The following is a 22908-nucleotide window of genomic DNA, read 5'->3' as shown; positions in this document are numbered from 1 at the left end:
TATAACAGCAATCAGGATAGCGTTCAATCCTGCACTCACCTCTGCTGTGCCATCCGCTATGAGGAGCTTTATGTCCCGTAAATCAGCTACCGGAAAACCTGCCAGAGGCCGGGCCGGAAAACCGTCGCACAAGGTTGACCGCAACAACAGTGCGACTGCCGGAAAGACGGTGCAGCCTCAGGTTTTGTGGATAACGGTGGATGAGGACAATCAGGGGCAGCGGCTGGATAATTTTCTGCTGGCACAGCTAAGGGGAGTGCCCAAGGGCATTATTTACCGCATCATCCGTAAGGGGGAAGTGCGGGTTAATAAGGGCCGTGTGAAGCCTGACCGGCGTCTGGTTGCAGGCGATCAGGTGCGTATTCCGCCGGTGGCCCGGAAAGAAAAGGCACACCGGCCGGAACCGGGCAGTCGTGTGCAGCGAGTGGTGGAAGCTGCCGTAGTGTTTGAAGACGACAACATGCTGGTGGTTAATAAGCCTTCCGGCATCGCTGTGCACGGTGGCAGTGGTCTGAGCTTTGGTCTGATCGAGGTGCTGCGCTCGGCGCGCCCGGATGCCCGTTTTCTCGAGTTGGTGCATCGTCTGGACAGAGATACCTCCGGGCTGGTCATGGTAGCCAAGAAACGGTCCACGCTTCGCTATCTTCAGGATGAGCTCCGCCACCGACGCATTAACAAGCAGTACCATGCTCTGGTCGCCGGAAACTGGCCTGCTAAGCTCAGGCGCGTTGATGAACCGTTGCTGCGTTATGAAATGCCCAACGGCGAGCGCAGGGTAAAGGTTGATGAGGCGGGAAAGGCTTCATTGACCATTTTTCGCTGTCTGGCGAGGTATAAAGGTTATAGTCTGGTGGAGGCAATGCCCGTAACCGGCCGTACCCATCAGATTCGTATCCACAGTATGTGTGCAGGTCATCCGATAGCCGGGGATGACAAGTATATGGATGATGTGAGTCTGAAGGCCTTCCGGGCTACAGGTGGGCAGCGACTGATGCTGCATGCCAGGGCCCTCGAGCTTGCCTTGCCGGTCAGTGGGGAGGTCGTAAGGCTGGAGGCGCCGTATGATGACGCGTTCAGCCATGTGCTAAGCCGTCTTGAAGTGCGAGCAACAGGAGCAGATCAGTGAAAGATAAGGTTGTAATATTTGACTGGGATGGAACGCTGGTGGATTCCGTGGAGCACATTGCGGAGAGTCTCCATCAGGCGGCCACTGAGCTGGGCTATCCCGCCCTTGAAAGGGAGGCCTACCGGGACATTATCGGGTTGGGCATGATGGAGGCTCTTGCCAGGCTTTATCCGGGAGTCAGCGATGCTGAGATAATGCGCATACGTGAAGGCTACTCGACCTATTTCTTCCGCAAGACCACCACGCCGCAGAATGTTTTTGCGGGTATGGCAGACGTTGTGGCAGATATTCGCAAGGCTGACCGGGGGTGCTCCGTCGCTACCGGCAAAAGTCGCAGAGGGCTTGAGGCGGCGCTGGGCTCCAGTGGACTGGGCGAGCACTTTGATATAACCCGGTGTGCTGACGAAACCCGCTCCAAGCCGGATCCGCAAATGTTGAAAGAAATCCTGCTTTTTTATGGGATCAGGCCCGCAGATGCCGTTATGATCGGAGACACCCGTTACGATCTGGAGATGGCTCAGCGCATAGGGATGCCATCGATTGGTGTTGAGTGGGGCGTGCATAAGCGTGACGTTCTCGGAGATTATGACCCTCACGCTATTGTGGATTCCGTGGAGGACCTTCGTGATGTGCTCGGCTTGTAGGCGGGTTGGTAAATTTGTTTCTGACAGGAAAAGTGCATGAGTGACTGGGATGCCGATAAGACAGCGGGTTGGGGCGACAAGCCGGTTGAGCCCCGCCCTGAGCAGGCTGAATCTGGCCGTGACTGGAAACTGATCGAAAAACTGGTGATGTCCCTGCAGTCTGAGCAGCGCCGGAGCAGGCGCTGGGGTATATTTTTCAAGCTGCTGACCTTTATCTATCTGTTTGCCCTGTTGTTTATCGTGTGGTCTCCGTTCAGCGGTACTCTGGATGCAGCAACCGGCCAGCATACGGCGGTGGTAGAGGTGAATGGTGTTATCGCTGAAGATGAGCTTGCCAGTGCTGACAACCTTGTAGGGTCTTTGCGTTCAGCTTTCGAGCAGGAGAATGCGGTCGCTGTCATTCTGCGCATTAACAGCCCGGGAGGCAGCCCGGTGCAGTCTGGCTATGTATATGATGAGATCAGGCGGTTGCGAGGCGAGTACCCGGAAAAGAAAGTCTATGCGGTTATTTCTGATATGGGGGCGTCCGGCGCTTACTATATCGCAGCGGCAGCCGATGAGATCTATGCCAATCGTGCCAGCCTTGTGGGGTCTGTCGGGGTTGTCGCAGGAGGTTTCGGATTCACTGGCATAATGGAAAAAATGGGTATCGAGCGCAGGCTGTATACGGCAGGCGAGAACAAGGCGTTTCTCGATCCCTTCTCTCCGGAAGAGGAGGGAGAGGTGCAGTTCTGGCAAGGCGTTCTGGAGAACACGCATCAGCAGTTTATAGAGGCGGTCAAGCAAGGCCGTGGGGATCGGCTGGCAGAAGACGATCGCCTGTTCAGTGGCCTGGTATGGAGTGGAGAGCAGGCACTTGAGCTTGGGCTGATTGACGGGCTGGGCAGTACATCCCATGTGGCGCGGCAAATAGTCGGTCAGGAGGAGCTGGTTGACTACAGCCGTCGCAAAGGGGCTTTGCGCGATCTTGTTGATCAGCTGGGGGTGTCGCTCGGTAAAGGTGTTTCGGCACACCTGACTGAATCCCGCATGCAGCTACGCTGACCGGCGGTGTCAGGGCTCTAACAGTGGGCTCCGGCCCCAGGTCGTGAGCATGGTACACAGGGCAATCAGGGGGAGGCCGACAAGGCTGTTCGGATCCCTTCCTTGCAGTTCCCAAAACAGCGTTATGCCCAGGCCCTCCATTTTGAAACTGCCGGCACAGTCGTAGGGCGCCTCTTTACGCAGGTACGCTTCAATTTCATTGGGGCTGAGTTCCCGGAAGAGAACCGTGAATGGCTCGCAGCAGGTTTGCAGTTTTCCGCTATCTGCATCCAGAAGAGTAAGCCCGGTAAAGAAATTGACGCGCTGACCGCTGCTTTGCTCCAGCTGTCTGCGGGCGTTTTCGTGGGAGCCGGGCTTGCTGAGCAGGGTGCCGTCGGCTAGTGCCGCGACCTGATCCGAGCCGATAATCCAGTGGCCCGGAAACCCGGGGGCAAGAGCTCGAGCCTTGCTTGTGGCCAGGCGCACAGCAAGGTCTTCCGCCGCCTCGCCGGCTCTGGGTGTTTCATCGATATCGGGGCTTGTGCTGGAAAATGGCAGTTGCAGTCTCTCCATAAGCTCTTTGCGGTAGGGGGATGATGAAGCTAGGAGCAGTGGCTTTTCAGACATAAAACGCTTCCTTTTAAGATTCAATGCCATTTTTCTGCCGTGTATCGTAGAATACACACAGAAAAACCGGAACCTTTACTTAAATACGGATGAAGGCTTTGACACCAGCCGGCTTCATCCCTAGAATTGCGCGCCTATGTCAAAAGCGTCTGATGCCAGATTACCAAAGACCGTCGACCCGTACAGGTTAGCGGAGCACGACACTGTATTGGAGGGCGATGTGCCTCTCAGTGCCCTGTCGCGTTTCCGGAATGCGGTGATGGGGTTTGAAGACGACGCTGTGTGTCGCGTAAAACTGTCTTTTTACCTGGATGGTGAGCGTCGGCGCACCGTATCCGGGGAACTTGAGGCTCCGGTCAGTTTGCAGTGCCAGCGTTGCATGGAATCCATGGGGACTGTTGTGACATCCAGCTTTTTGCTGGGGCTCGTAACCAGCGATGGCCAGGCACGACAGTTGCCTAAAGAGCTTGAGCCGTTTCTGACGGACGAATTCAGCGCTGATCTGTGGTTGATGGTGGAGGATGAGTTGTTACTGGCCCTCCCGTCGTACCCGGTTCACGATCGGAGTGAGTGCCCGGCGAAAGAAGAGCTGGAGGCGTACGAGCCGGACGGTTCTTCAGAAGGTGCAGAAGAAGGGGCGGCAGACAATCCCTTCAGTGTGCTGGCCGGACTCAAGAAAACAAAGCATTAAGGCATGCGCCGGCCGCAATATCGTTGCCTGCGCACTCAAACGAACACACGTTATTCGTAACCCTATTCCAGTAAAGTTTACGTTAACAGGTCAGGAGTATAACCATGGCTGTACAGAAGAACCGTAAAACCCGTTCCAAGCGTGGCATGCGTCGTGCCCACGATTCCCTGAGCACTGCAGCGCTGAGCACCGATGCGACAACGGGTGAGGTGCATCGTCGCCACCACGTTTCAGCAGACGGCTTTTACCGTGGCAAACAAGTAGTTGAAGCCAGCGACGAGTAACCTCGTTGCATGGCTGCACTAACCTCAATCGGGCAGGTGGACGGTGAAACCGGTTACCATAGCGGTTGATGCCATGAGTGGTGATCGGGGGCCGGCAGTCGTTGTTGCTGCGGCACTCGAAGCGGTGCACGAAAACAAAGCCTTGAGCTTTATTCTGGTTGGAATCCGGAGTGAGCTTGAGGCTTTTTTGCGTGAGGGGCATTCGCGAATCCGTATTGTGGAGGCTGCTGATGTCGTGCGTATGAATGAGCGCCCCTCCCACGCGCTAAGGCATAAGAAAAATTCGTCCATGGCAATTGCGCTGGGCCTGGTTCGCGATGGCGAAGCTCAGGGCTGTGTCAGTGCAGGAAATACCGGCGCATTAATGGCGTTTGGGCGCTCGATTATCCGCATGTATCCGGGAATTGAGCGTCCGGCAATTGCCAAGCTGATTCCGTCGTTACGCGGCCGGTGCCACGTACTGGATCTGGGCGCTAATGTGGATTCCAGTGCCGAAAACCTCTACCAGTATGCACTGATGGGGTCGTTAATGGCCTCTGCTATCTGTCGCCAGGGTGAGCCGCGGGTAGCGTTGTTGAACGTTGGCGAAGAAGAGATAAAAGGCAATGAGCAGGTTCGTCTTGCCTCTCATATGCTTGCCCAGAGCGAATCTGTTAATTATATCGGGTATGTTGAAGGCAGTGACCTTTTCCGGGATGTGGCAGATGTTGTGGTCTGCGATGGCTTTGTAGGCAACATTGCACTGAAGACCGGTGAAGGTGTGGCCGGATTGTTAATTGAGCTCATGGAGCAGGCGTTTACCCGCACGTTTTATGGGCGTATTGTAGGCGTCTTTGCCCGTCCGATTATCGGGCGCCTCCTGCGGCTGATGGACCCCTCCCGTCATAACGGAGCCAGTTTTCTCGGGCTTCAGGGTGTGGTTATAAAGAGTCATGGTAACGCCAATGAGCGTGCCATGCTCGCGGCTATGCGCCAGGCCGTTCGTGAAGTAGAGTTGGAAGTGCCCCGGCGGATTAATGAACGCCTTGACGATCTGATGCTTTAAGGTATCAGCTTGTACTATTGGCTAATCTCCTGAAACCTCCAATAACGGTAAGATCCCGCTTATGAAATCAGCCTTTATATTCCCCGGCCAGGGGGCTCAGTCTGTAGGCATGCTTGCAACTGCCGCAGAGTCCTGGCCCATGATCAATAAAACCTTCGATGAAGCCTCCAATGTGCTCGGATACGATCTCTGGCATCTTTGCCAGAAGGGACCAGCAGAAGAGCTCAATCGGACCATGGTCACCCAGCCTGCGTTACTGACGGCCAGCGTTGCCCTTTGGCGGCAATGGTTTGTCGCAGGCGGGCGGGCACCGGACTTCCTGGCAGGCCATAGCCTGGGTGAGTACAGTGCCCTGGTAGCTGCTGAAAGCCTGGATTTTGTCGAGGCCGTCAAACTGGTTCAGTTGCGTGGCGAGCTGATGCAGGAAGCGGTTCCCGCTGGCGAGGGTAAGATGGCGGCCATTCTTGGTCTGGAAGACGCGGATGTTGTTGCCGCTTGCGAGGAAGCAGCTGATAACGAAGTCGTCTCTGCCGTTAACTTTAACGCGCCGGGGCAGGTTGTCATTGCAGGCACTGCAGCGGCCGTAGACCGGGCTGTTGAAGCCTGCAAAACCAGGGGTGCCCGTAAAGCCATGCCTTTGCCGGTCAGCGTGCCTTCGCATTGCCTGCTGATGAAAGGCGCAGCAGAAGAGCTGGGTCAGGCTTTGGACGAGGTACGTTTTAACAATGCGGTCACACCAGTGATACAGAATGTTAACGCTGCAGCGGAGACGGAATCAGCTACACTGAAAGCCAACCTGCTCAAGCAATTGTACTCACCAGTACTCTGGACAGATTCGGTTCGCGCGCTCGTGGCTGCTGATGTGAAGGTGGCTGTCGAGTGCGGGGCGGGTAAGGTGCTTGCCGGACTGGCAAAACGCATTGACCGGGGGCTTGTCGTTCGCGGGATAGAAGACCCTGAGGCGTTAGCTGCGGCGCTTGCCGCGTTTGAATCGTCCTGAAAAAAGGGAGTTGTGCATGTCTCTGGAAGGTAAAACGGCACTGGTCACCGGTGCCACTCGTGGAATCGGAAAAGCCATTTCGCTGGCGCTCGCACAGCAGGGCGCAGAGGTTATAGGTACGGCTACGAGTAAAGACGGTGCGGAAACCATTACGGCCAACTTCAGCGCAGCTGGTGTGAGTGGCTATGGTATCGTAATGAACGTCGCTGACCTTGAAAGTATTGAAGCCGGGCTGAAAGAGATAGGCGATAAAACCGGCGCGCCTCTGATCCTGGTGAATAATGCGGGCATCACCCGTGATAACCTGCTGATGCGTCTCAAAGATGATGACTGGGGGGCAGTGCTCGATACCAACCTCTCAAGTGTGTACCGTACCAGCAAGGCGGTTCTGCGGGGTATGGCAAAGGCACGCTGGGGGCGTATTATTAACGTCAGTTCCGTGGTCGCCAGTATGGGCAACCCCGGGCAGGCAAACTACTGTGCCGCAAAGGCTGGCGTGGAAGGCTTTACCCGCAGCCTGGCCAAGGAAATGTCGAACCGGGGGATCACCGCTAACTGTGTTGCGCCCGGGTTTATTGATACAGATATGACAAAACAACTGGACGAAAATCAACGCGAAGCTATGCTTAAAAACATACCTGCGGGTCGTCTGGGGCAGCCGGAGGAAGTGGCAGCTATTGTGTCCTTCCTGGCATCAGATATTGCCGGCTATGTGACTGGTGAAACCATTCATGTAAACGGTGGAATGTACATGGGATAGGCTTCGTTGCTGAAGCCGGTGCGCAAACCCTTGCCGCACAACATGTTTAACCGGATCCCTGCTTGTTTGCAGGTGGGGTATACACTAAACTGGCAGCACTTTAAGTTGCTTGGTAGATACACAAAGTGAGGACATTATGAGTACAGTTGAAGAGCGCGTAAAGAAGATCGTTTGTGAACAATTGGGCGTTAAAGAATCCGAAGTTCAGAACTCATCTTCTTTTGTAGAGGATCTTGGCGCTGACTCACTGGATACTGTTGAGCTGGTCATGGCACTGGAAGAGGAGTTTGAGACTGAAATTCCTGATGAAGAAGCTGAGAAGCTTGCCAGTGTCCAGGACGCGATTGACTATATTGTCGCGCACACCTGAGACCCGGCTGTTAAGCTAACCAGGCAAAGCCGTCCTTGTTGTAACATGAAGGACGGCTTTTTTTATTGCCTGGGAGTAAACGAAAAGATCAGGTGGAAGAGATTATGAGCAAACGACGGGTTGTTATTACGGGGATGGGGATGCTGTCCCCGCTGGGAAACGATGTGACATCTTCCTGGGATGGCATTCTGGCCGGCCACAGTGGCATTGGAATGATTGATCGTTTTGATGCGTCCGAATACAACACCCGGATTGGTGGTGCCATCAAGGGGCTTGATCTGGAGCCTTACCTCACCACTAAAGAAGCCAGAAAGCTGGATGCGTTTATTCACTATGGGCTGATTGCTGCCCAGCAGGCGGTCGACCATAGTGGCCTGTCAGATTATGACGCGCTGGACTATAACCGTGCGGGTATCGCAATTGGTTCGGGTATCGGCGGCCTGGAGTATATTGAGAAAAGTGTTCTCACCATGGACAAGTCCGGCCCGCGCAAGGTATCGCCGTTTTTTGTTCCGGCATCCGTGATCAACATGATCTCCGGTAATGCGGCCATTCGGTTTGGTTATCGCGGTCCGAATATTGCGATTGTGACGGCTTGTACCACAGGTACTCACAATATTGGATATGCCGCCCGCACAATTGCCTACGGTGATGCCGATGTGATGCTTGCAGGCGGCTCCGAAATGGCAACCACGCGTACCGGGGTTGCTGCGTTTGCATCGGCTCGTGCGCTATCTACCCGTAATGATGAACCCGCGAAAGCCAGCCGTCCCTGGGACAAAGAGCGGGATGGGTTTGTTCTGAGTGATGGTGCCGGTGTTGTGGTACTGGAAGAGCTGGAACATGCGAAAGCGCGGGGGGCAACCATTTATGGTGAGCTTGCCGGTTTTGGAATGAGTGATGATGCCCATCATATTACTGCGCCCCCGGAAGATGGTGAGGGAGCAGCACGGGCCATGGCTAACGCACTGCAGGATGCGGGCCTGAAACCGGAGGAGGTGGACTATATCAATGCCCACGGAACATCAACCCAGGTAGGGGATGTGGCAGAGATCAAGGCCACAAAGCGTGTATTTGGGGAGCATGCAAACCGCCTGGCCATGAGCAGCACAAAATCCATGACCGGACACTTGCTGGGTGCCGCCGGTGCGGTTGAGACCATTTTTTCTCTTCTCGCCATCCGCGATGGCGTTTTGCCACCGACAATCAACCTCGATAATCCTGACACTGGCTGCGATCTGGACCTGGTGGCTCATCACGCCCGTAAAGCCGATGTGCGCGTGGCGCTGTCTAACTCGTTCGGTTTCGGGGGCACCAACGGTACCCTGATTGTGCGCCGTTACGAAGACTGAAAGGCGTATGTTCAATCTGTACTGGGCTGATGAACGCTCGTTGCCGGCGGGTGACAGGGGATGTGCCTATGGCGATGGTCTGTTTGAGACCATAAGAATGCAGGGCAGCCGGGGCGTGCTGATGTCTCGTCATTTGAACCGCATGGCCGGCGATGCCGGCAGGCTGGGGATACCGATGACCGTGACTGAGCTTCGAAAAGCCTGCAGTGCAGCGGCAGATCGTTTTGCAGACCGGTTTTCCAATGCCGGAGGCTGTGGAGCCTGGGTGCTGAAACTCACCCTTACCCGTGGGGAAGGGGGGCGGGGCTATCGGCCCGGCTCTGACATCCGGCCAAACCTGTTGGTGGCCGCCAGTTCTATGCCAGCCGTCCCTCCAGTAAAGGGCGTTGAGGCTGACTTTTCCCGCATCCCCCTGACAGTTAACCCACTGTTCTCCGGTATCAAATCACTGAACCGGCTTGAGCAGGTAATGGCCGCCCGGGAGATCGAGGAAGGGGTATTCGAAGCCATTATGGCCGATGCCGATGGGAATCTGGTTGAGGGTACGCGCACCAACCTGTTGGTAAAAACACCCGATGGCTGGGCCACGCCGCCCACCAAAAGCCTTGCGGTTGCCGGGGTGCTCCGACAGTGGTTGCTTGAACGGCTTCGGGCCCGGGGTGAGACGGTTGTTGAGCGGCCCTTGAGTGTTCAGGACCTTACCGGGCCCGGCTGTTCCGGGGTATACCTGATGAACAGCGTTTTGGGCATCGTTTCTGTGCGCCGTCTTGCAGATCAGGATTTGCCTGTGGGTGGCGGGCTTGCGACAATCTTTAATCCTCTCGAACTACTGGAATAATTCGTTTGCTCAAGAAACTTTTGATTGCGACAGTTTGCGCCACTGTGCTGGTGGCTGCGGGCACAGCATTGTGGGTATGGCAGGGCCTGGAAACACTCTCCAGTCCGGTGGTCATGGATGAGCCGGTTTTGTTCGATGTACCAGGCGGCTCGGCATTCAGTGATGTTGCCAGGCGCATGGAGGTCGAGGGGTTGGTGGAGAGCAGCCTGTGGTTGCGGCTCTACGCTCGTTTGTTTCCCGAGCAGGCGCGAATCAAGGCGGGTGAGTATGAGTTTACCGACGGTATGAGCGCGGAAGCCATGCTCGCAAAAATTGTCGATGGAGAGACCAAACACTGGTCTTTGCAGTTTATTGAGGGTTGGACGTTTGCCGAAATGCGTGCTGCTCTCGCGGCCAACGAGCGCCTGCAGAAGCTGACCACCCAGTGGTCCGATGCCCGGATTATGAAAGCCGTTGGTGCTGAAGGTGAGCACCCGGAAGGGCGATTCTTCCCGGATACGTACTTGTTCAACGCAAGTGAAACAGACCTTGATCTGCTTCGCCGTTCGTTTCAGCGTATGGAAGATGTTCTCGCGACAGAGTGGGAGGCCCGGCAAGAAGGACTTCCCTATGACGGTCCCTATGAAGCCTTGATTATGGCCTCTATTGTGGAGCGCGAAACCGGTGCGCCCCATGAACGGGAACAAGTGGCAGGCGTATTTGTCCGGCGGCTGCAAAAAGGTATGCGGCTACAGACAGACCCTACGGTTATTTATGGTATGGGGGATAGTTATAAAGGTCGCATCGGCAGCCGCGATTTACGCAAGCATACGCCTTATAACACCTACCGCATTGACGGCCTGCCCCCGACACCGATTGCCTTGCCGGGCCGGGAGGCGATCCACGCGGCCTTGCATCCACAACCGGGGAAGGCTCTTTACTTTGTCGCCCGGGGCGATGGCACCCATAAGTTCTCTGCCACACTGGCTGAGCATCAGAAAGCGGTACGGGCTTTTCAGCTTAACCGGCGTTCCGATTATCGATCGTCACCGGCGGCCTCAGGGAAGGAAGTCAAAAAATGAGTGTTCGTGGGCAGTTTATTACATTTGAGGGCACTGAAGGCGTTGGCAAGTCTACCCAGATTGCCAACGCAGCCGCTACCCTGAAAAAGCTGGGCGTAGAATACCGGATAACCCGTGAACCCGGCGGCACGCCCATGGCAGAATCGATCCGTGAGTTGCTTCTGGAACAGAGGGATGAGCCGGTCAGTGAAGTGACCGAGTTGCTACTGATGTTTGCAGCCCGGGCGCAGCATCTGCACACCGTAATACTGCCAGCTCTTGAAGCCGGTCAGTGGGTACTGTGCGATCGTTTCACGGATGCAACGTTTGCTTATCAGGGCGGGGGCCGCGGGGTTCCCCGTGAGCGCATAGAAATGCTGGAAAGTCTCGTACAGGGCGAACTGCGGCCTGATCATGTGCTGCTGCTGGATGCCCCGGTTGAGACAGGCATGACCCGGGCCAGGTGCCGGGGGGAACTGGATCGGTTTGAGCAAGAGGCTGTGCCATTTTTTCAGCGGATACGCGACACTTACCTGGCTCGGGCGGCAGCTGATCCTGAACGGTACAGCGTAGTGGATGCCGCTGCACCGCTGGAGGAGGTAAGTGCCCAGGTGAGCCAACTCATGTGCAAGTTCCGGTCAGATCTGCTTTAATCAGCTGATTCCCGTAATAACAAACCCCGGTCGCGCTTATGCTGGATGCCCGCTTACTCAAGCTCCCGATTGCGTCCCATCAACATTGCCACACACATCATCAGATAGTGGTAGGTGTTCGTGGTGAAGCCGCCCTGAGTGTTGATGGCACCGGCTCAGAACTGGATACCTGGAAGGCATGCCTGGTACCCACTGAAGCCAGACATGACTATTGGGGCAATCATCAGAATCACGTTCTGGTCATCAATATCGATCCCTTGGCCCCGGCTGTTTCAACGCCGGCGCACGCTGACTATGAACGGATGGTACGGCTGTTTGAAAAGCCCAGAACCCTTCAGATGGACAGCCGATTGCAGGGGCTGGTGCAGTTTGCAGCCGGCGAATTTGACCGGTCTCCCGGCAACCTCACAATGCATGGCCATCTGGCCGCAAGTATTCTGTACTGCATGGCCGATCGCCTGACTGATGGAAACGCAGTCTCATCCAGCCGTCACAGCCTGTGTCCGGAGACCATTCAGCGTTATATCGGTGCTAACCTGCATCGGAAGGTAACGGTTCAGGAACTGGCCCGTGAAGCCTGTCTGAGCGTCAGTCGTTTCCATGAAGTATTCCGGGAGGTGCTTGGCACCACGCCTCACCAGTTTCTATTGCAAGCCCGGCTGAATCAGGCTGTCAAGCTCCTGGCTTCAACATCCCTTCCTGTCTCAGAAATAAGCTACCGCGTGGGTTTTTCATCACAGAGTGCCTTGACCAACGCATTGCGTAAGCACAAAGGGACAACTCCGTCTAAACTGCAAGTCAATGATAATGTTGCCTGAGTTTGTCTGAACCCCGCTCGACTCCCGTAGTATTACGCAAGAGAATCGTAGGATTTTGTAAGCTGGATATACGTAGTGATACTAGGCTTACGATGTTAAAACTTACCCTTCCGATCCGGGCGTCATTTATCGTCGCAAATTGCTGAATCTTAACTATAGTTAAGACCGGGCAGGCAGCTTTTTGCGCGCCTGGACAGGGAAGGGGTTCCAGTAAATAAAAAAAATGACACAGCAGGTTCGCATTTGCGGAACGCTGTGCTTTGAGATCGGAGCAGAGTCCGACTCATAAAAGCGGAGGAGTCTCATGGCTATTGGTGTTTGGATCAGTCTGATTGGTTACTTTACGATAATGATCGTTATCGGTCTTTATGCAATGCGCAAATCCACATCTTCATCAGAAGATTACATGCTGGGCGGCAGGGCGCTCAGCCCTAAGGTGGCGGCTTTATCAGCCGGTGCTTCAGATATGAGTGGCTGGCTGCTGCTCGGGCTTCCGGGGGCCATGTATGTGTCCGGCCTGGCGTCAGCCTGGATAGGTATTGGTTTGTTCGCTGGCGCATTCATTAACTGGATCATTGTTGCGCCTAGGCTACGAGCCCAGACTGTACACTACGGAAACGCCTTGACCATTCCGGCATTTTTAGCAAACCGCTTTCCTACGCAAGCGTTACCCCTTCGCACAGTATCCGCGATTGTCATCGTTCTTTTCTTTGCGGTTTATACGGCATCCGGTCTGGTTGCCGGAGGAAAACTGTTTGAAAGTGCATTCTCCGGTATCTTCAACTTTGGCGGGCTGACGGATTACGGCTCCGGTATTGCGATTACCCTGGGTGTGGTGTTGGCTTATACGGTTGTTGGTGGGTTTCTCGCAGTCAGCATGACTGACTTCATTCAGGGCTGCATTATGATGGTTGCCTTGATTCTTATGCCAGCCGTTGTGCTCTTCGGAGAAGGTGGCGGTGGGTTCGCACAAGCAACACAAACGCTCAATGAGGTGGACCCAACGCTGCTTTCCTGGACACAGGGTCTAACCTTTATTGGCTGGCTTTCAGCGGTAACCTGGGGGCTGGGTTATTTTGGACAGCCACACATTATTGTGCGCTTCATGGCTATCCGGTCCGTTAAAGAGGTGCCGATTGCCCGTAATATTGGTATGTCATGGATGGGGATTTCCCTGATCGGTGCCATTGGGCTTGGTGTGTTCGGTCGGGCGTATGCAGTGCGCAACGGCTTGCCGGTGGATGACCCGGAAACCATCTTTATCATTCTTGCGGACTTGTTGTTCCATCCATTGATTACTGGTTTCCTGTACGCAGCCTTGTTGGCAGCGGTCATGAGTACGATCTCCAGTCAGTTGCTCGTGGCATCTTCCTCATTGACTGAGGACTTCTATCGCTTGTTTTTGCGCAAGGAGGCCAGTGATAAAGAGTGTGTGAACATTGGTCGTGTTTGTGTAGTGCTTGTGGGTCTGGTTGCAGCCGTTATTGCCTCGGATCCGGAATCGCAGGTGCTGGGTCTTGTCAGTAACGCGTGGGCAGGGTTTGGCTCGGCATTCGGCCCCTTGGTTATTCTGGGTCTGATGTGGTCACGCACTAATGGTGCCGGCGCTCTGGCCGGTCTTGTGGTAGGGGCGGCAACTGTGATGATCTGGATTTCACTTGGCTGGAATGGCGAGTTCATGGGCGGGCCTGGCGTCTATGAAATCATTCCCGGCTTCATTGCCTCTTTCATAGCTATTGTTTTGGTGAGCCTTGCCACTTCTGATGCCAATGAGTATCAAGCGATGGATCATGGCTAACCGCTAACGTTAGGCAGTTTTAAAGTCGACAAAAGGGCTCCTATGGGAGCCCTTCTTATTGTTTTGGGTATACGGATTTAATGGTTGATGGGGCACCTTCACCCCATCAATCTGATACCACCCTCAGATGGTTGATAGATCGACTCCGTAGTTGAGTTCCTCTGCGAAGTCCGGCAGTCCGTAACCGATGGCTTTCTTGTAGAAAGGAGAGACCTTCGCAGTCGGTGCCTTCTTCTTGTGCTTCGTGGTGTAGAGCATTCGTGCCCGCATCACCTCGAAGGAGTAACCGCGCCCTTCACGGTTCTTGTCCTTGGCCAGTCGGTTGATGGACTCCGTGTAAGCGTTGGTGACGGGCATGCCCGTCTCGAAGTAGGTCATGGTCTCTTCGCGCCAGTTTCCCACTGCCCTGACCAGATCGCTCCAGACTTCCTTTTGGCCCTTCGGGATGGTGGCTATCCACTCGTCCAGGGCGGCTTCTGCCTGGAGCCGTGTGGTGGCGTCCCAGATGCCGTAGAAGCGCTCCTTGTGCTCGTAGGCGGCCAGCAGTTGCGGGAACGCGCCTGTCCAGGTCTCCATGATGAGGCGCTCCCGGTCTGAGACTTCGTGAGCGCGTTTCAGCAGGATTTTCCGGTCTCCCTTGAGAGTCCGGCTCTGGGACGGTTTCAGCTCCTTTCTGAGGCCCTTGCGCACTCTCTCTAGGGCATCGTTGGCCATGCGCACCACATGGAGCTTATCGACCACGATACGGGCCTGGGGCAGCACAGCCTTGACCGCTGCCCGGTAGGGGTTCCACATGTCCATGCTGACGATCTCGAGCTTCTGCCGGTCTTTCAGCTTCATCAGGTAGTTGGTCACCACGTCCTGGCGGCGGGTGGCCAGCAGGTCGAGCAGGGTTCGCTCCTCAATGTTGGTCAGAATGCAGCGGTAGCGCTTGTTCAGGTATAGCTCGTCAATGCACAGGATGCGGGGCGTCTCGAAGCGGTGCCAGCGCCCCAGGAACTCGGCGCGGGCGTTGAAGATGTCGCGCACCGTCTTCTCGTCCAGGCCGGTCTGTGCCGCCACAAAGGTGTAGGGGTGGTTGAAGGATTCCTTCTCCACGTACTCATGCAGCCGCAGTGTCATACGGAATCCGTCCACCATCTCCGGTAGCTGGGGCCTGAATGTTGTCTTGCAGGCCCGGCAGGTGTATCGGCGGCGGACCACCCAGAGAGTGACCCGCTTGCCGTGGATGGGCAGATCACGATAGGGAACGTCACGCTTGCCGAACCGTACGAACTCACCCTGCACGCCGCATTCCTCGCAGGCGATGGGATCGGGCACGTCCACCTGGAAGTACATTTCGTCGTCGGTTGATTTGCAGCCCAGTACTTGGTATTGCGGCAGGTGAAGGATGTTGTCGGGAAGTTCGGTCATGGTGTTGTATAGGCGTAGGTGTCAGTCAGATCCATCCGGCTCGGCATTGGTGTTTGCTTTTTTACCCAACAAGCTGCTGGAAACGAAAAGTAAGGCACCGAGGACAATTGCAATATCAGCCAGGTTGAAGGCCGGCCAATGCCAGTCTCGCCAATAGAAATCAAAGGAATCCGCAACATAGCCGCGAAAGACCCGGTCAATCAGGTTGCCCATGGCGCCACCGAGGATAAGACTGTAAGCGATGGCTTCTCCTTTATGACGATTTTCAAGGATCAGCTTGATCAGAAAAATCGAGACCACTACCGCGATTCCGATAAAAAAGTAGCGCTGCCAGCCTCCACCATTCGCAAAAAGACTGAATGCGGCACCGGTGTTCCATAGGTGCACCCAGTTAAAGAACGGGGTCACCGAAACATACTCGCCATAGGCCATTGATTGCTGCACCAGCCACTTTACAGCCTGATCAGACGCTGCCAGCAGGCCTGATATGGACAATAGGGCATACGGCGAGAGCTTTTTGCCAATAATGAGCATTATTTAACCCTTCAACGCCAAAATGCGTCTGGCACCGTTAAGTACAATGCCCCCCGCGATGGTGCCGATAATCAGATCCGGATAATTGGAACCGGTCCACGCGACCAGGGCGCCGGCGGTGATGACCCCCAGGTTGATCACCACGTCGTTGGCCGAGAATATCCAGCTTGCCTTCATGTGCGCCCCGCCTTCCCGATGTTTGGATATGAGCAGCAGACAACTGGTATTGGCAATCAATGCGACGAATGCGATAGCCATCATCACCAGCGATTCAGGCTCACTACCGAATACAAAGCGTCTCACCACCTCTACGAGCACGCCCACAGCCAAGATCAGTTGCAGTACACCAGCAAGATGCGCGGCACGTACCTGCATTTTCACGCTATGTCCAACCGCATAAAGGGCAAGCCCGTACACCGCCGCATCGGCAAAATTGTCCAGGGATTCTCCAATCAGGCCGGTGGACTGGGCGATCAGACCGGCAGTCATTTCCACCACGAACAGAAGTGCATTGATGCCGAGCAACCAGCGCAGGGTCCCGGATTCTTGCTTAGCAGAAGCCGCCGAAAACTCGGCGGCCTTGATGGTCTCCGGATTTGCAGCGACGGTTTCCTGAAGCGAGGCGCCTAGCCCCAAGGTCTTCAGTTTCGAGGTGACGGGCTCGACCTCGCCGTCATGCACGACCTTCAGCCGGCGGTTCGACAAGTCGAAGGACAGCGCCCGAATCTCCTCAAAGCCGTTCAGGGCTAGGCGAATCATTCGTTCTTCTGATGGACAGTCCATCTTCGGCACGGCATAAACACTGACCCATCTCCCTGGCGCCTCGGAGGAGGCCTGTATATCGGTATCCGCTGCGGACGTTGCATCACCGCCACAGGCGCCACCACAGGATTTGCTCATGATACGACTCCACTTGAACAATGTTGTGGTACCATTTAAAACTATAAAGCTACTATAAGGTCAATAGAGTAAAGAATCCGTTGGGGAGGAGGCTGATGCGCATTGGTCAGTTGGCGCAGTTGGTAGGGGTCGAAACACAGACGATCCGCTTCTATGAACAGCAGGGCTTGTTGCCGCCGCCTGATCGGCAGGACAACGGTTACCGTGTCTATACCGAGAAGCATGGTGAGGGGCTGGCCTTCATCCGTCGCTGCAGAATCCTGGGCCTGTCACTGGCTGAGATTCACGAACTACAGAGCTATCAGGACGACCCTCATCAGCCTTGTACCGCCGTCAACGCCTTGCTCGATGATCACATCTCTCATGTGCGGTCGCAGATAACCGCTCTGCAAGCGCTTGAGAAACAACTCGTTTCACTGAGAGCGAGTTGCAACGATGACCGGGAAGTTGAGGCGTGTGGGGTTCTTGCTGGAATTAGCGAAGGAAACATGCACCAGCAGTAGGTGAAGCATCAACCAGATAATCCGATGAGATGCCGGTCTGTCTCACTCTCATGCAAAGGTAAGATCAACCATTTAATCCGCTTACCCATTGTTTTTTGAAAATATCAGGTAACAGGACATAAAAAAACGCCAGCCTTTCGGCTAGCGTTTTTTGGAGACTGCTCTCGAAGGTCAGCGCTTATGCAATGCTTGCTTCAGCGGCCTTCGTAGTATAGTTCTCCATCTGGTCAAAGTTCAGGTACTTGTAGATCTCGCTTGACATGCTGTTGAGATCCTTGGCGTACTCCAGGTACTCCTGCGGAGTCGGGAGTTTACCCAGTACTGCACCGACAGCGGCCAGTTCTGCGGAAGTCAGGTACACATTGGCACCATCGCCGAGGCGGTTCGGGAAGTTACGGGTGGAAGTGGACAGCACTGTAGTGCCTGCACCCACACGTGCCTGGTTACCCATGCATAGCGAGCAGCCAGGCATTTCCGTGCGCACACCCGCTGAGCCGTAGACGTTGAAGTAACCTTCTTCCATCAACTGCGCCTGGTCCATCTTGGTTGGTGGCGCCATCCAGAGACGGGTTTTCAGAGGTTCTTTATTCTGCTCAAGCAGCTTTCCGGCGGCCCGGAAGTGGCCAATGTTGGTCATGCATGAACCGATAAAAACCTCGTCGACCTTGTCGCCGGCCACCTCTGACAGGAAGCGGGCATCGTCAGGATCGTTAGGACAGCATACGATAGGCTCTTTGATGTCGGCCAGGTCAATCTCAACCACATGTGAATACTCTGCATCTTTGTCGGCGCGCATCAGCTTCGGATTGGCAAGCCATTCTTCCATTTGCTGGGCGCGACGCTCCAGGGTGCGCGGGTCGCCGTAGCCTTCAGCAATCATCCAGCGCAGCATGGTAATGTTGGAACGCAGATATTCGGCAACTGAGTCTTCTGAAAGATTGATGGTACAGCCGGCTGCGGAGCGTTCGGCAGAAGCGTCAGACAGTTCAAATGCCTGTTCAACTGTGAGGTGTTCAAGACCTTCGATTTCCAGTATACGACCAGAGAACTCGTTGATCTTGCCTTTTTTCTCAACCGTTAACATGCCCTGTTTAATACCGTACAACGGAATAGCGTGAACCAGATCACGCAGGGTGATGCCCGGCTGCATTTCGCCTTTGAAACGCACCAGAACCGACTCCGGCATATCCAGCGGCATAACACCCGTCGCTGCAGCAAATGCAACCAGGCCAGAGCCTGCAGGGAAGGAGATGCCCATGGGGAAACGGGTGTGGGAATCGCCACCTGTGCCCACTGTGTCTGGTAGCAGCATACGGTTCAGCCAGGAGTGGATGATACCGTCGCCCGGCCGCAGGGAAACACCGCCCCGGGTCTGGATAAAGTCCGGCATGGTGTGCTGCATTTCAACGTCTACCGGCTTTGGATAGGCAGCTGTGTGACAGAACGACTGCATAACAAGATCTGCCTGGAAGCCAAGGCAAGCCAGGTCTTTGAGCTCGTCGCGAGTCATGGGGCCGGTTGTGTCCTGGGACCCAACGGTTGTCATGTGCGGTTCACAGTAAGTGCCCGGGCGAACACCCTGGCCTTCTTCCAGACCACAGGCCTTACCAACCATCTTCTGAGCGAGAGTAAAGCCCTTGGTACCTGCTTCCGGGTCCGTTGGCAGACGGAACAGGTCGGTTGGGCCCATGCCCAGAGCTGCCCGTGCCTTGGCTGTCAGGCCACGGCCAATGATCAGTGGAATGCGGCCGCCAGCTTGTACCTCATCCAGAATCACGTCTGATTTAAAGTTAAACTCTGAAAGCGTTTCACCGGCTTCGTTAAGAATCTTGCCTTCGTACGGACGAATCTCGATAACATCGCCCATGTTCAGGTTGTCTACCGGAGCTTCAAACACAAGAGCGCCGGCGTCTTCCATTGTGTTGAAGAAGATCGGAGCAACTTTGTTGCCAATGCACACACCGCCAGCACGCTTGTTCGGTACGCCGGGGATGTCTTCACCGAAGAACCACAAGACAGAGTTTGTAGCAGACTTACGTGAAGAACCTGTGCCTACAACGTCACCTACGAATGCCACCGGCAGACCTTTTGACTTGATTTCGTCAATCTGACCCATGGGGCCGGTTACGCCAGGTTCTTCCGGTTTCAGGCCATCGCGCTCCATCTTATAAGCAGCGCGGGCGTGCAGCGGAATGTCAGGGCGAGACCAGGCATCCGGGGCAGGAGAGAGGTCGTCAGTGTTGGTTTCGCCAGTAACCTTGAATACCACCATTTTGGTGCTTTCAGGCACTTTATCTTTTTTGGTGAACCACTCACCCTCAGCCCAGGACTCCACTACAGATTTGGCAATGGCGTTACCCGCTTCCATCTTGTCTTTAACGTCGTTAAACGCATCAAACATCAGCAGGGTGTGCTTCAGCTGCTCACCGGCCAGTTCTCCGAGCTCAGCATCGTCCAGCAGGCCAACCAGGGTTTCAATATTATAACCACCCTGCATCATGCCCAGAAGCTCTACTGCTTTTTTCTTGTCCAGCAGTGGCGAAGTGGCTTCGTCTTTAATAATGGCAGTCAGGAAAGCGGCTTTAACATAGGCTGCTTCATCTACCCCGGGCGGGATACGGTTTTCCAGCAGGTAGACCAAGGTTTCTTCTTCGCCGGCAGGCGGGTTTTTCAACAGTTCAACCAGGGCGGCTGTCTGTTCGGCATTCAGTGGTTTGGGGGGGATGCCCAGAGCTTCGCGCTCTGCGACGTGCTCACGGTACGCTTCTAACACAATATGAACCCTCATTGGTTGGAATGTCCCACGCATCTTAACGATGCCTGGCGGGAATTTTATGGCTGAACGTCTTCAGGTTGGCGCTGCATTCTATAGGAAACCCCTTATAAAGTTAAGGTGGACAGTGGTCGGAGAAGTCCGGGGGTTACGATACAATCCGGCTTTTCATTCACCTGATGTGGTTATTTGTCATGAATAATAAAGAAGGCGCGATTGCTGATGCCTTGCACGAGATCCAGAGTTTTCTGTTGTGTCCTACCCCTCAGCAGTGGGTGAATAACGCGCTCGCCAATCAGGATCTGCTCCTGATAGATCATGCTCACTGTGAAAAAAAGGCAGCGTCGACGGCGCTCAGTCTCATGTATCGTTACGTGGAACATACAGACCTGCTTAATAAAATGTCCCGTCTTGCACGGGAGGAGTTGCGTCATTTTGAGCAGGTGCTGGCTATTATGCAGGCACGCGATGTGCGCTATGATCACTTGACCCCGGCGCCTTACGCCGCCCGTTTGCGTTCTGAGGTGCGCACCTCAGAGCCAGGACGCCTGGTGGATACGTTGATTATAGGCGCAGTCATCGAAGCCAGGTCGTGTGAGCGATTTGCGGCCTTGATCCCGTTTCTGGATGAAGAGCTGGCCTCATTTTACAGCAGTTTGCTGAAATCCGAGGCTCGTCATTACCGGGATTACCTGGCGCTTGCAGAACAGGTCAATGGTGGATCCGTGGAGGCCCGGGTGGCAGAGTTTCTGGCAATCGAACAGGCTCTGATTGAAACCCCGGATGCCGAGTTCCGGTTTCACAGCGGCCCCCTCAATAATTGAGTGAACCGTTCCCTTTTAACTCAAAGCTCTTTGCATAGCTCGATCCAGCGGGCAATTCCAGCGCTACGGTATTTCTGCTTGTGCAGGATGAAGTAGAACTGCCGTTGAAAACTCCGGTGAGCCGGTGGGGTTAACGGCACCAGGCTGCCTCGCTGGAAGGCATCAGCAAGAACTACCTCAGAAAGGCAGCCTATTCCAAGGTCCGTTTCCACCGCCCGTTTGATAGCTTCGGTATGCTCCAGTTCCAGCAGTACGTTCAGGTCTGGAAGTAACCCCTGCATGCCACGGTCAAACGTTTGTCGTGTTCCGGAGCCTGGCTCCCTCATAATCCAGGTAGCTTCTCTGAGGTCGCTGTCGGAAAGAGTTTGCTTTTGCGCCAGCGGATGGGTTGATGAGCAGAAGATCACAAGACGGTCCTGGCGCCAGGGTATGAACTCAAGTTCCGGCGATTGCAGCTCGCCTTCGATCAGGCCGATGTCGAGTTCGAAGTCCCGGACCCGACGTCCGATGGTACTGGTATTGGCTACTTCCAGCGAGACTCTGGGGCGGGTAGGGGTATTCATGTATTGGGCCATGACACCTACGGCCAGATAGTTACCTATAGTTAAGGTAGCTCCGACTTTCAGAGCGCCGACTTCAGTGTGTTTGCTGAACGCCTGCTCAAGCTCATTAGCCTGGGCGAGCAATGCCTCTGCTCTGGGCCGGTAAAGTCGTCCGAGTTCATTCAGTTGCAGGCGTTTGCCGACCCTGTCAAACAACTGAATGTCGAATTGGCCCTCCAGCTCTTTGAGAGCGCTGCTGGCTGCAGACTGAGACATGGCGAGCGACTCCGCCGCGCGGGTAATGTTCTGAAAGTGAGCGGCTGCCAGAAAGACTTCGAGTTGTCTGAAACTGTATCTCATAACCAGGTGCTCTAAATCGATGTTCTCGAATAAGATTATAGAAGTATCCCATTTCTCCGATAGGTTAATTGTGCGGTACAATTTAGGCAATTCATATTTGTTACACTGGTGCCGATAGTGATCCGGCCTGACATGAGGTTTAAATGAGTAATCTGATTAGAGAAACGGTAACCAGCGTACATCACTGGAATGATACGCTTTTCAGCTTCAAGACCAGCCGCGATCCGGGGTTTCGGTTCAAAAACGGTCACTTTGTAATGATTGGTCTGGAATCTGAAGGCAAGCCGTTACTGAGGGCCTACAGTATTGTCAGTGCCAACTATGAAGATGAGCTGGAGTTTTTCTCGATCAAGGTGCAGAACGGGCCACTGACTTCCCAGCTACAGAATATAGAGGTAGGGGACGAAATCCTGGTGAGCCGCAAGCCTACAGGTACCCTGATTCTTGATAACCTGCTGCCGGGTAAAAACCTCTGGCTGATCAGCACAGGCACAGGGCTGGCGCCATTTATGAGCATAATCAAGGATCCGGAGGTTTACGAGGCCTTTGATAAAGTCATCCTCACCCACGGAGTTCGTTATGTGTCTGAGCTTGCCTATCAGCAAGAGATAGAAGACCTGCCAGAGAACGAGTATTTCGGCGAGATGGTCAAGGGTAAGCTGGAGTATTATCCTACGGTAACCCGTGAACCGTTCCGCAATGAAGGCCGGATAACAGCCGCGATGCAAAGCGGAAAAATTACCAGGGAGTTTGGCCTGCCGGACATCAATGTTGAGGATGACCGCTTCATGATTTGCGGCAGTCCCAGCATGCTCAAAGACACCTGCTCGATTCTGGAAGAAATGGGCTTTAAAGAAGCCCGCGGTGGTGACATGGGTCACTTTGTGATTGAGCGGGCATTTGTAGAAAAGTAAAAAATTGCTTTTAAAAGTTAGAGTTGTGCAGCTTTTGCCCGCCCCCTGATGTGGGGCGGGAGACGACTTTACGTAA

At 54.7% G+C, this 22908-nt stretch carries 24 protein-coding genes; 18 read left to right on the top strand and 6 right to left on the bottom strand.

The window, feature by feature from the left end:
• Nucleotides 1–70 precede the first annotated feature (70 nt).
• The 3 genes from rluC to FFI95_RS09240 are packed head-to-tail and all read left to right on the top strand — an operon-like array spanning nt 71 to nt 2814.
• A complete protein-coding gene (gene rluC / locus FFI95_RS09250) occupies nt 71–1126 on the top strand; it encodes a 23S rRNA pseudouridine(955/2504/2580) synthase RluC (protein WP_144822119.1) in 1056 nt (351 codons plus the stop codon).
• The gene (locus FFI95_RS09245) at nt 1123–1770 is read left to right on the top strand and encodes an HAD family hydrolase (protein WP_144822118.1); all 648 of its coding nucleotides are present in this window, start codon (nt 1123–1125) and stop codon (nt 1768–1770) included. Before rluC ends, FFI95_RS09245 begins: the two co-directional genes overlap by 4 nt.
• Before the next feature lie 36 nt (nt 1771–1806).
• On the top strand, nt 1807–2814 hold the full coding sequence (locus FFI95_RS09240) for a S49 family peptidase (protein ID WP_144822117.1): 1008 nt from the start codon (nt 1807–1809) through the stop codon (nt 2812–2814).
• Nucleotides 2815–2823: 9 nt separating this feature from the next.
• Here FFI95_RS09240 and FFI95_RS09235 read toward each other — a convergent pair whose 3' ends face one another.
• Nucleotides 2824–3420 (bottom strand): Maf family protein, encoded by a 597-nt coding sequence (locus tag FFI95_RS09235; protein WP_144822116.1) that lies wholly within the window; start codon nt 3418–3420, stop codon nt 2824–2826.
• A gap of 136 nt (nt 3421–3556) precedes the next feature.
• Here FFI95_RS09235 and FFI95_RS09230 point away from each other — a divergent pair, with 136 nt between their 5' ends.
• The 12 genes from FFI95_RS09230 (at nt 3557) to putP (ending at nt 14069) form a co-directional block, all read left to right on the top strand.
• Nucleotides 3557–4111: a YceD family protein gene (locus tag FFI95_RS09230; protein WP_144822115.1), complete on the top strand. Its 555-nt coding sequence runs from the start codon at nt 3557–3559 to the stop codon at nt 4109–4111.
• Between the two features lie 104 nt (nt 4112–4215).
• Nucleotides 4216–4395, top strand: a complete 180-nt coding sequence (gene rpmF, locus FFI95_RS09225) for a 50S ribosomal protein L32 (RefSeq protein ID WP_144822114.1) — start codon at nt 4216–4218, stop codon at nt 4393–4395.
• Between the two features lie 43 nt (nt 4396–4438).
• The gene (gene plsX, locus FFI95_RS09220; protein ID WP_144822113.1) at nt 4439–5440 is read left to right on the top strand and encodes a phosphate acyltransferase PlsX; all 1002 of its coding nucleotides are present in this window, start codon (nt 4439–4441) and stop codon (nt 5438–5440) included.
• Nucleotides 5441–5501: 61 nt separating this feature from the next.
• A complete protein-coding gene (fabD, locus tag FFI95_RS09215) occupies nt 5502–6440 on the top strand; it encodes an ACP S-malonyltransferase (protein WP_144822112.1) in 939 nt (312 codons plus the stop codon).
• A 16-nt stretch (nt 6441–6456) separates the two neighbouring features.
• Nucleotides 6457–7200: a 3-oxoacyl-ACP reductase FabG gene (gene fabG / locus FFI95_RS09210; protein WP_144822111.1), complete on the top strand. Its 744-nt coding sequence runs from the start codon at nt 6457–6459 to the stop codon at nt 7198–7200.
• 136 nt (nt 7201–7336) lie between these two features.
• On the top strand, nt 7337–7570 hold the full coding sequence (gene acpP, locus FFI95_RS09205; RefSeq protein ID WP_012136033.1) for an acyl carrier protein: 234 nt from the start codon (nt 7337–7339) through the stop codon (nt 7568–7570).
• 104 nt (nt 7571–7674) lie between these two features.
• Complete coding sequence (gene fabF, locus FFI95_RS09200; protein ID WP_144822110.1) at nt 7675–8922, top strand: beta-ketoacyl-ACP synthase II; 1248 nt, start codon at nt 7675–7677, stop codon at nt 8920–8922.
• Between the two features lie 7 nt (nt 8923–8929).
• Nucleotides 8930–9760 carry an aminotransferase class IV gene (locus FFI95_RS09195; RefSeq protein ID WP_144822109.1) on the top strand — a complete coding sequence of 277 codons (831 nt, stop codon included), beginning with the start codon at nt 8930–8932 and terminating at the stop codon, nt 9758–9760.
• Between the two features lie 5 nt (nt 9761–9765).
• The gene (gene mltG, locus FFI95_RS09190; RefSeq protein ID WP_186311986.1) at nt 9766–10821 is read left to right on the top strand and encodes an endolytic transglycosylase MltG; all 1056 of its coding nucleotides are present in this window, start codon (nt 9766–9768) and stop codon (nt 10819–10821) included.
• On the top strand, nt 10818–11453 hold the full coding sequence (tmk, locus tag FFI95_RS09185) for a dTMP kinase (RefSeq protein WP_144822107.1): 636 nt from the start codon (nt 10818–10820) through the stop codon (nt 11451–11453). The genes mltG and tmk overlap by 4 nt, the downstream gene beginning before the upstream one ends.
• 38 nt (nt 11454–11491) lie before the next feature.
• A complete protein-coding gene (locus FFI95_RS09180; RefSeq protein ID WP_144822106.1) occupies nt 11492–12271 on the top strand; it encodes an AraC family transcriptional regulator in 780 nt (259 codons plus the stop codon).
• Nucleotides 12272–12575: 304 nt separating this feature from the next.
• A complete protein-coding gene (gene putP, locus FFI95_RS09175) occupies nt 12576–14069 on the top strand; it encodes a sodium/proline symporter PutP (RefSeq protein WP_144822105.1) in 1494 nt (497 codons plus the stop codon).
• A gap of 123 nt (nt 14070–14192) precedes the next feature.
• Here the strand turns inward: putP and FFI95_RS09165 are convergent, their stop codons facing one another.
• The 3 genes from FFI95_RS09165 to FFI95_RS09155 are packed head-to-tail and all read right to left on the bottom strand — an operon-like array spanning nt 14193 to nt 16916.
• Nucleotides 14193–15482, bottom strand: a complete 1290-nt coding sequence (locus tag FFI95_RS09165; RefSeq protein WP_144822104.1) for an ISL3-like element ISPpu12 family transposase — start codon at nt 15480–15482, stop codon at nt 14193–14195.
• A gap of 21 nt (nt 15483–15503) precedes the next feature.
• The gene (gene lspA / locus FFI95_RS09160; protein ID WP_144822103.1) at nt 15504–16016 is read right to left on the bottom strand and encodes a signal peptidase II; all 513 of its coding nucleotides are present in this window, start codon (nt 16014–16016) and stop codon (nt 15504–15506) included.
• A 3-nt stretch (nt 16017–16019) separates the two neighbouring features.
• Nucleotides 16020–16916 (bottom strand): cation efflux transmembrane domain-containing protein, encoded by an 897-nt coding sequence (locus FFI95_RS09155; RefSeq protein ID WP_004574643.1) that lies wholly within the window; start codon nt 16914–16916, stop codon nt 16020–16022.
• Nucleotides 16917–17011: 95 nt separating this feature from the next.
• Here FFI95_RS09155 and cadR point away from each other — a divergent pair, with 95 nt between their 5' ends.
• The gene (gene cadR / locus FFI95_RS09150) at nt 17012–17419 is read left to right on the top strand and encodes a Cd(II)/Pb(II)-responsive transcriptional regulator (RefSeq protein WP_004364961.1); all 408 of its coding nucleotides are present in this window, start codon (nt 17012–17014) and stop codon (nt 17417–17419) included.
• Nucleotides 17420–17597: 178 nt separating this feature from the next.
• Here the strand turns inward: cadR and acnB are convergent, their stop codons facing one another.
• Nucleotides 17598–20192 (bottom strand): bifunctional aconitate hydratase 2/2-methylisocitrate dehydratase, encoded by a 2595-nt coding sequence (acnB, locus tag FFI95_RS09145; protein ID WP_144822102.1) that lies wholly within the window; start codon nt 20190–20192, stop codon nt 17598–17600.
• 194 nt (nt 20193–20386) lie between these two features.
• Here acnB and FFI95_RS09140 point away from each other — a divergent pair, with 194 nt between their 5' ends.
• Entirely contained in the window at nt 20387–21016 is a 630-nt protein-coding gene (locus tag FFI95_RS09140) for a MiaE family protein (protein ID WP_186311985.1), read from the top strand.
• A 20-nt stretch (nt 21017–21036) separates the two neighbouring features.
• Here FFI95_RS09140 and FFI95_RS09135 read toward each other — a convergent pair whose 3' ends face one another.
• Nucleotides 21037–21918 (bottom strand): LysR substrate-binding domain-containing protein, encoded by an 882-nt coding sequence (locus tag FFI95_RS09135; RefSeq protein WP_144822101.1) that lies wholly within the window; start codon nt 21916–21918, stop codon nt 21037–21039.
• A gap of 143 nt (nt 21919–22061) precedes the next feature.
• On the opposite strand from FFI95_RS09135, the gene FFI95_RS09130 reads away from it, so the two are divergent.
• A complete protein-coding gene (locus tag FFI95_RS09130) occupies nt 22062–22832 on the top strand; it encodes a ferredoxin--NADP reductase (RefSeq protein WP_144822100.1) in 771 nt (256 codons plus the stop codon).
• Nucleotides 22833–22908 lie beyond the last annotated feature (76 nt).

It is taken from the genome of Marinobacter piscis (genome assembly GCF_007671655.1).
GTDB lineage: Bacteria > Pseudomonadota > Gammaproteobacteria > Pseudomonadales > Oleiphilaceae > Marinobacter > Marinobacter piscensis.
This window is presented reverse-complemented; position numbering and strand designations above follow the sequence as displayed.

Coding starts and splice junctions, on each gene's coding strand:
- FFI95_RS09135 (WP_144822101.1), bottom strand. CDS start 21,918: ATGAGATACAGTTTCAGACAACTCGAAGTCTTTCTGGCAGCCGCTCAC.
- fabG (WP_144822111.1), top strand. CDS start 6,457: ATGTCTCTGGAAGGTAAAACGGCACTGGTCACCGGTGCCACTCGTGGA.
- FFI95_RS09235 (WP_144822116.1), bottom strand. CDS start 3,420: ATGTCTGAAAAGCCACTGCTCCTAGCTTCATCATCCCCCTACCGCAAA.
- FFI95_RS09240 (WP_144822117.1), top strand. CDS start 1,807: ATGAGTGACTGGGATGCCGATAAGACAGCGGGTTGGGGCGACAAGCCG.
- rluC (WP_144822119.1), top strand. CDS start 71: ATGTCCCGTAAATCAGCTACCGGAAAACCTGCCAGAGGCCGGGCCGGA.
- FFI95_RS09155 (WP_004574643.1), bottom strand. CDS start 16,916: ATGAGCAAATCCTGTGGTGGCGCCTGTGGCGGTGATGCAACGTCCGCA.
- FFI95_RS09140 (WP_186311985.1), top strand. CDS start 20,387: ATGAATAATAAAGAAGGCGCGATTGCTGATGCCTTGCACGAGATCCAG.
- rpmF (WP_144822114.1), top strand. CDS start 4,216: ATGGCTGTACAGAAGAACCGTAAAACCCGTTCCAAGCGTGGCATGCGT.
- lspA (WP_144822103.1), bottom strand. CDS start 16,016: ATGCTCATTATTGGCAAAAAGCTCTCGCCGTATGCCCTATTGTCCATA.
- fabF (WP_144822110.1), top strand. CDS start 7,675: ATGAGCAAACGACGGGTTGTTATTACGGGGATGGGGATGCTGTCCCCG.
- acpP (WP_012136033.1), top strand. CDS start 7,337: ATGAGTACAGTTGAAGAGCGCGTAAAGAAGATCGTTTGTGAACAATTG.
- cadR (WP_004364961.1), top strand. CDS start 17,012: ATGCGCATTGGTCAGTTGGCGCAGTTGGTAGGGGTCGAAACACAGACG.
- fabD (WP_144822112.1), top strand. CDS start 5,502: ATGAAATCAGCCTTTATATTCCCCGGCCAGGGGGCTCAGTCTGTAGGC.
- tmk (WP_144822107.1), top strand. CDS start 10,818: ATGAGTGTTCGTGGGCAGTTTATTACATTTGAGGGCACTGAAGGCGTT.
- FFI95_RS09230 (WP_144822115.1), top strand. CDS start 3,557: ATGTCAAAAGCGTCTGATGCCAGATTACCAAAGACCGTCGACCCGTAC.
- FFI95_RS09130 (WP_144822100.1), top strand. CDS start 22,062: ATGAGTAATCTGATTAGAGAAACGGTAACCAGCGTACATCACTGGAAT.
- FFI95_RS09195 (WP_144822109.1), top strand. CDS start 8,930: ATGTTCAATCTGTACTGGGCTGATGAACGCTCGTTGCCGGCGGGTGAC.
- putP (WP_144822105.1), top strand. CDS start 12,576: ATGGCTATTGGTGTTTGGATCAGTCTGATTGGTTACTTTACGATAATG.
- FFI95_RS09165 (WP_144822104.1), bottom strand. CDS start 15,482: ATGACCGAACTTCCCGACAACATCCTTCACCTGCCGCAATACCAAGTA.
- FFI95_RS09180 (WP_144822106.1), top strand. CDS start 11,492: ATGCTGGATGCCCGCTTACTCAAGCTCCCGATTGCGTCCCATCAACAT.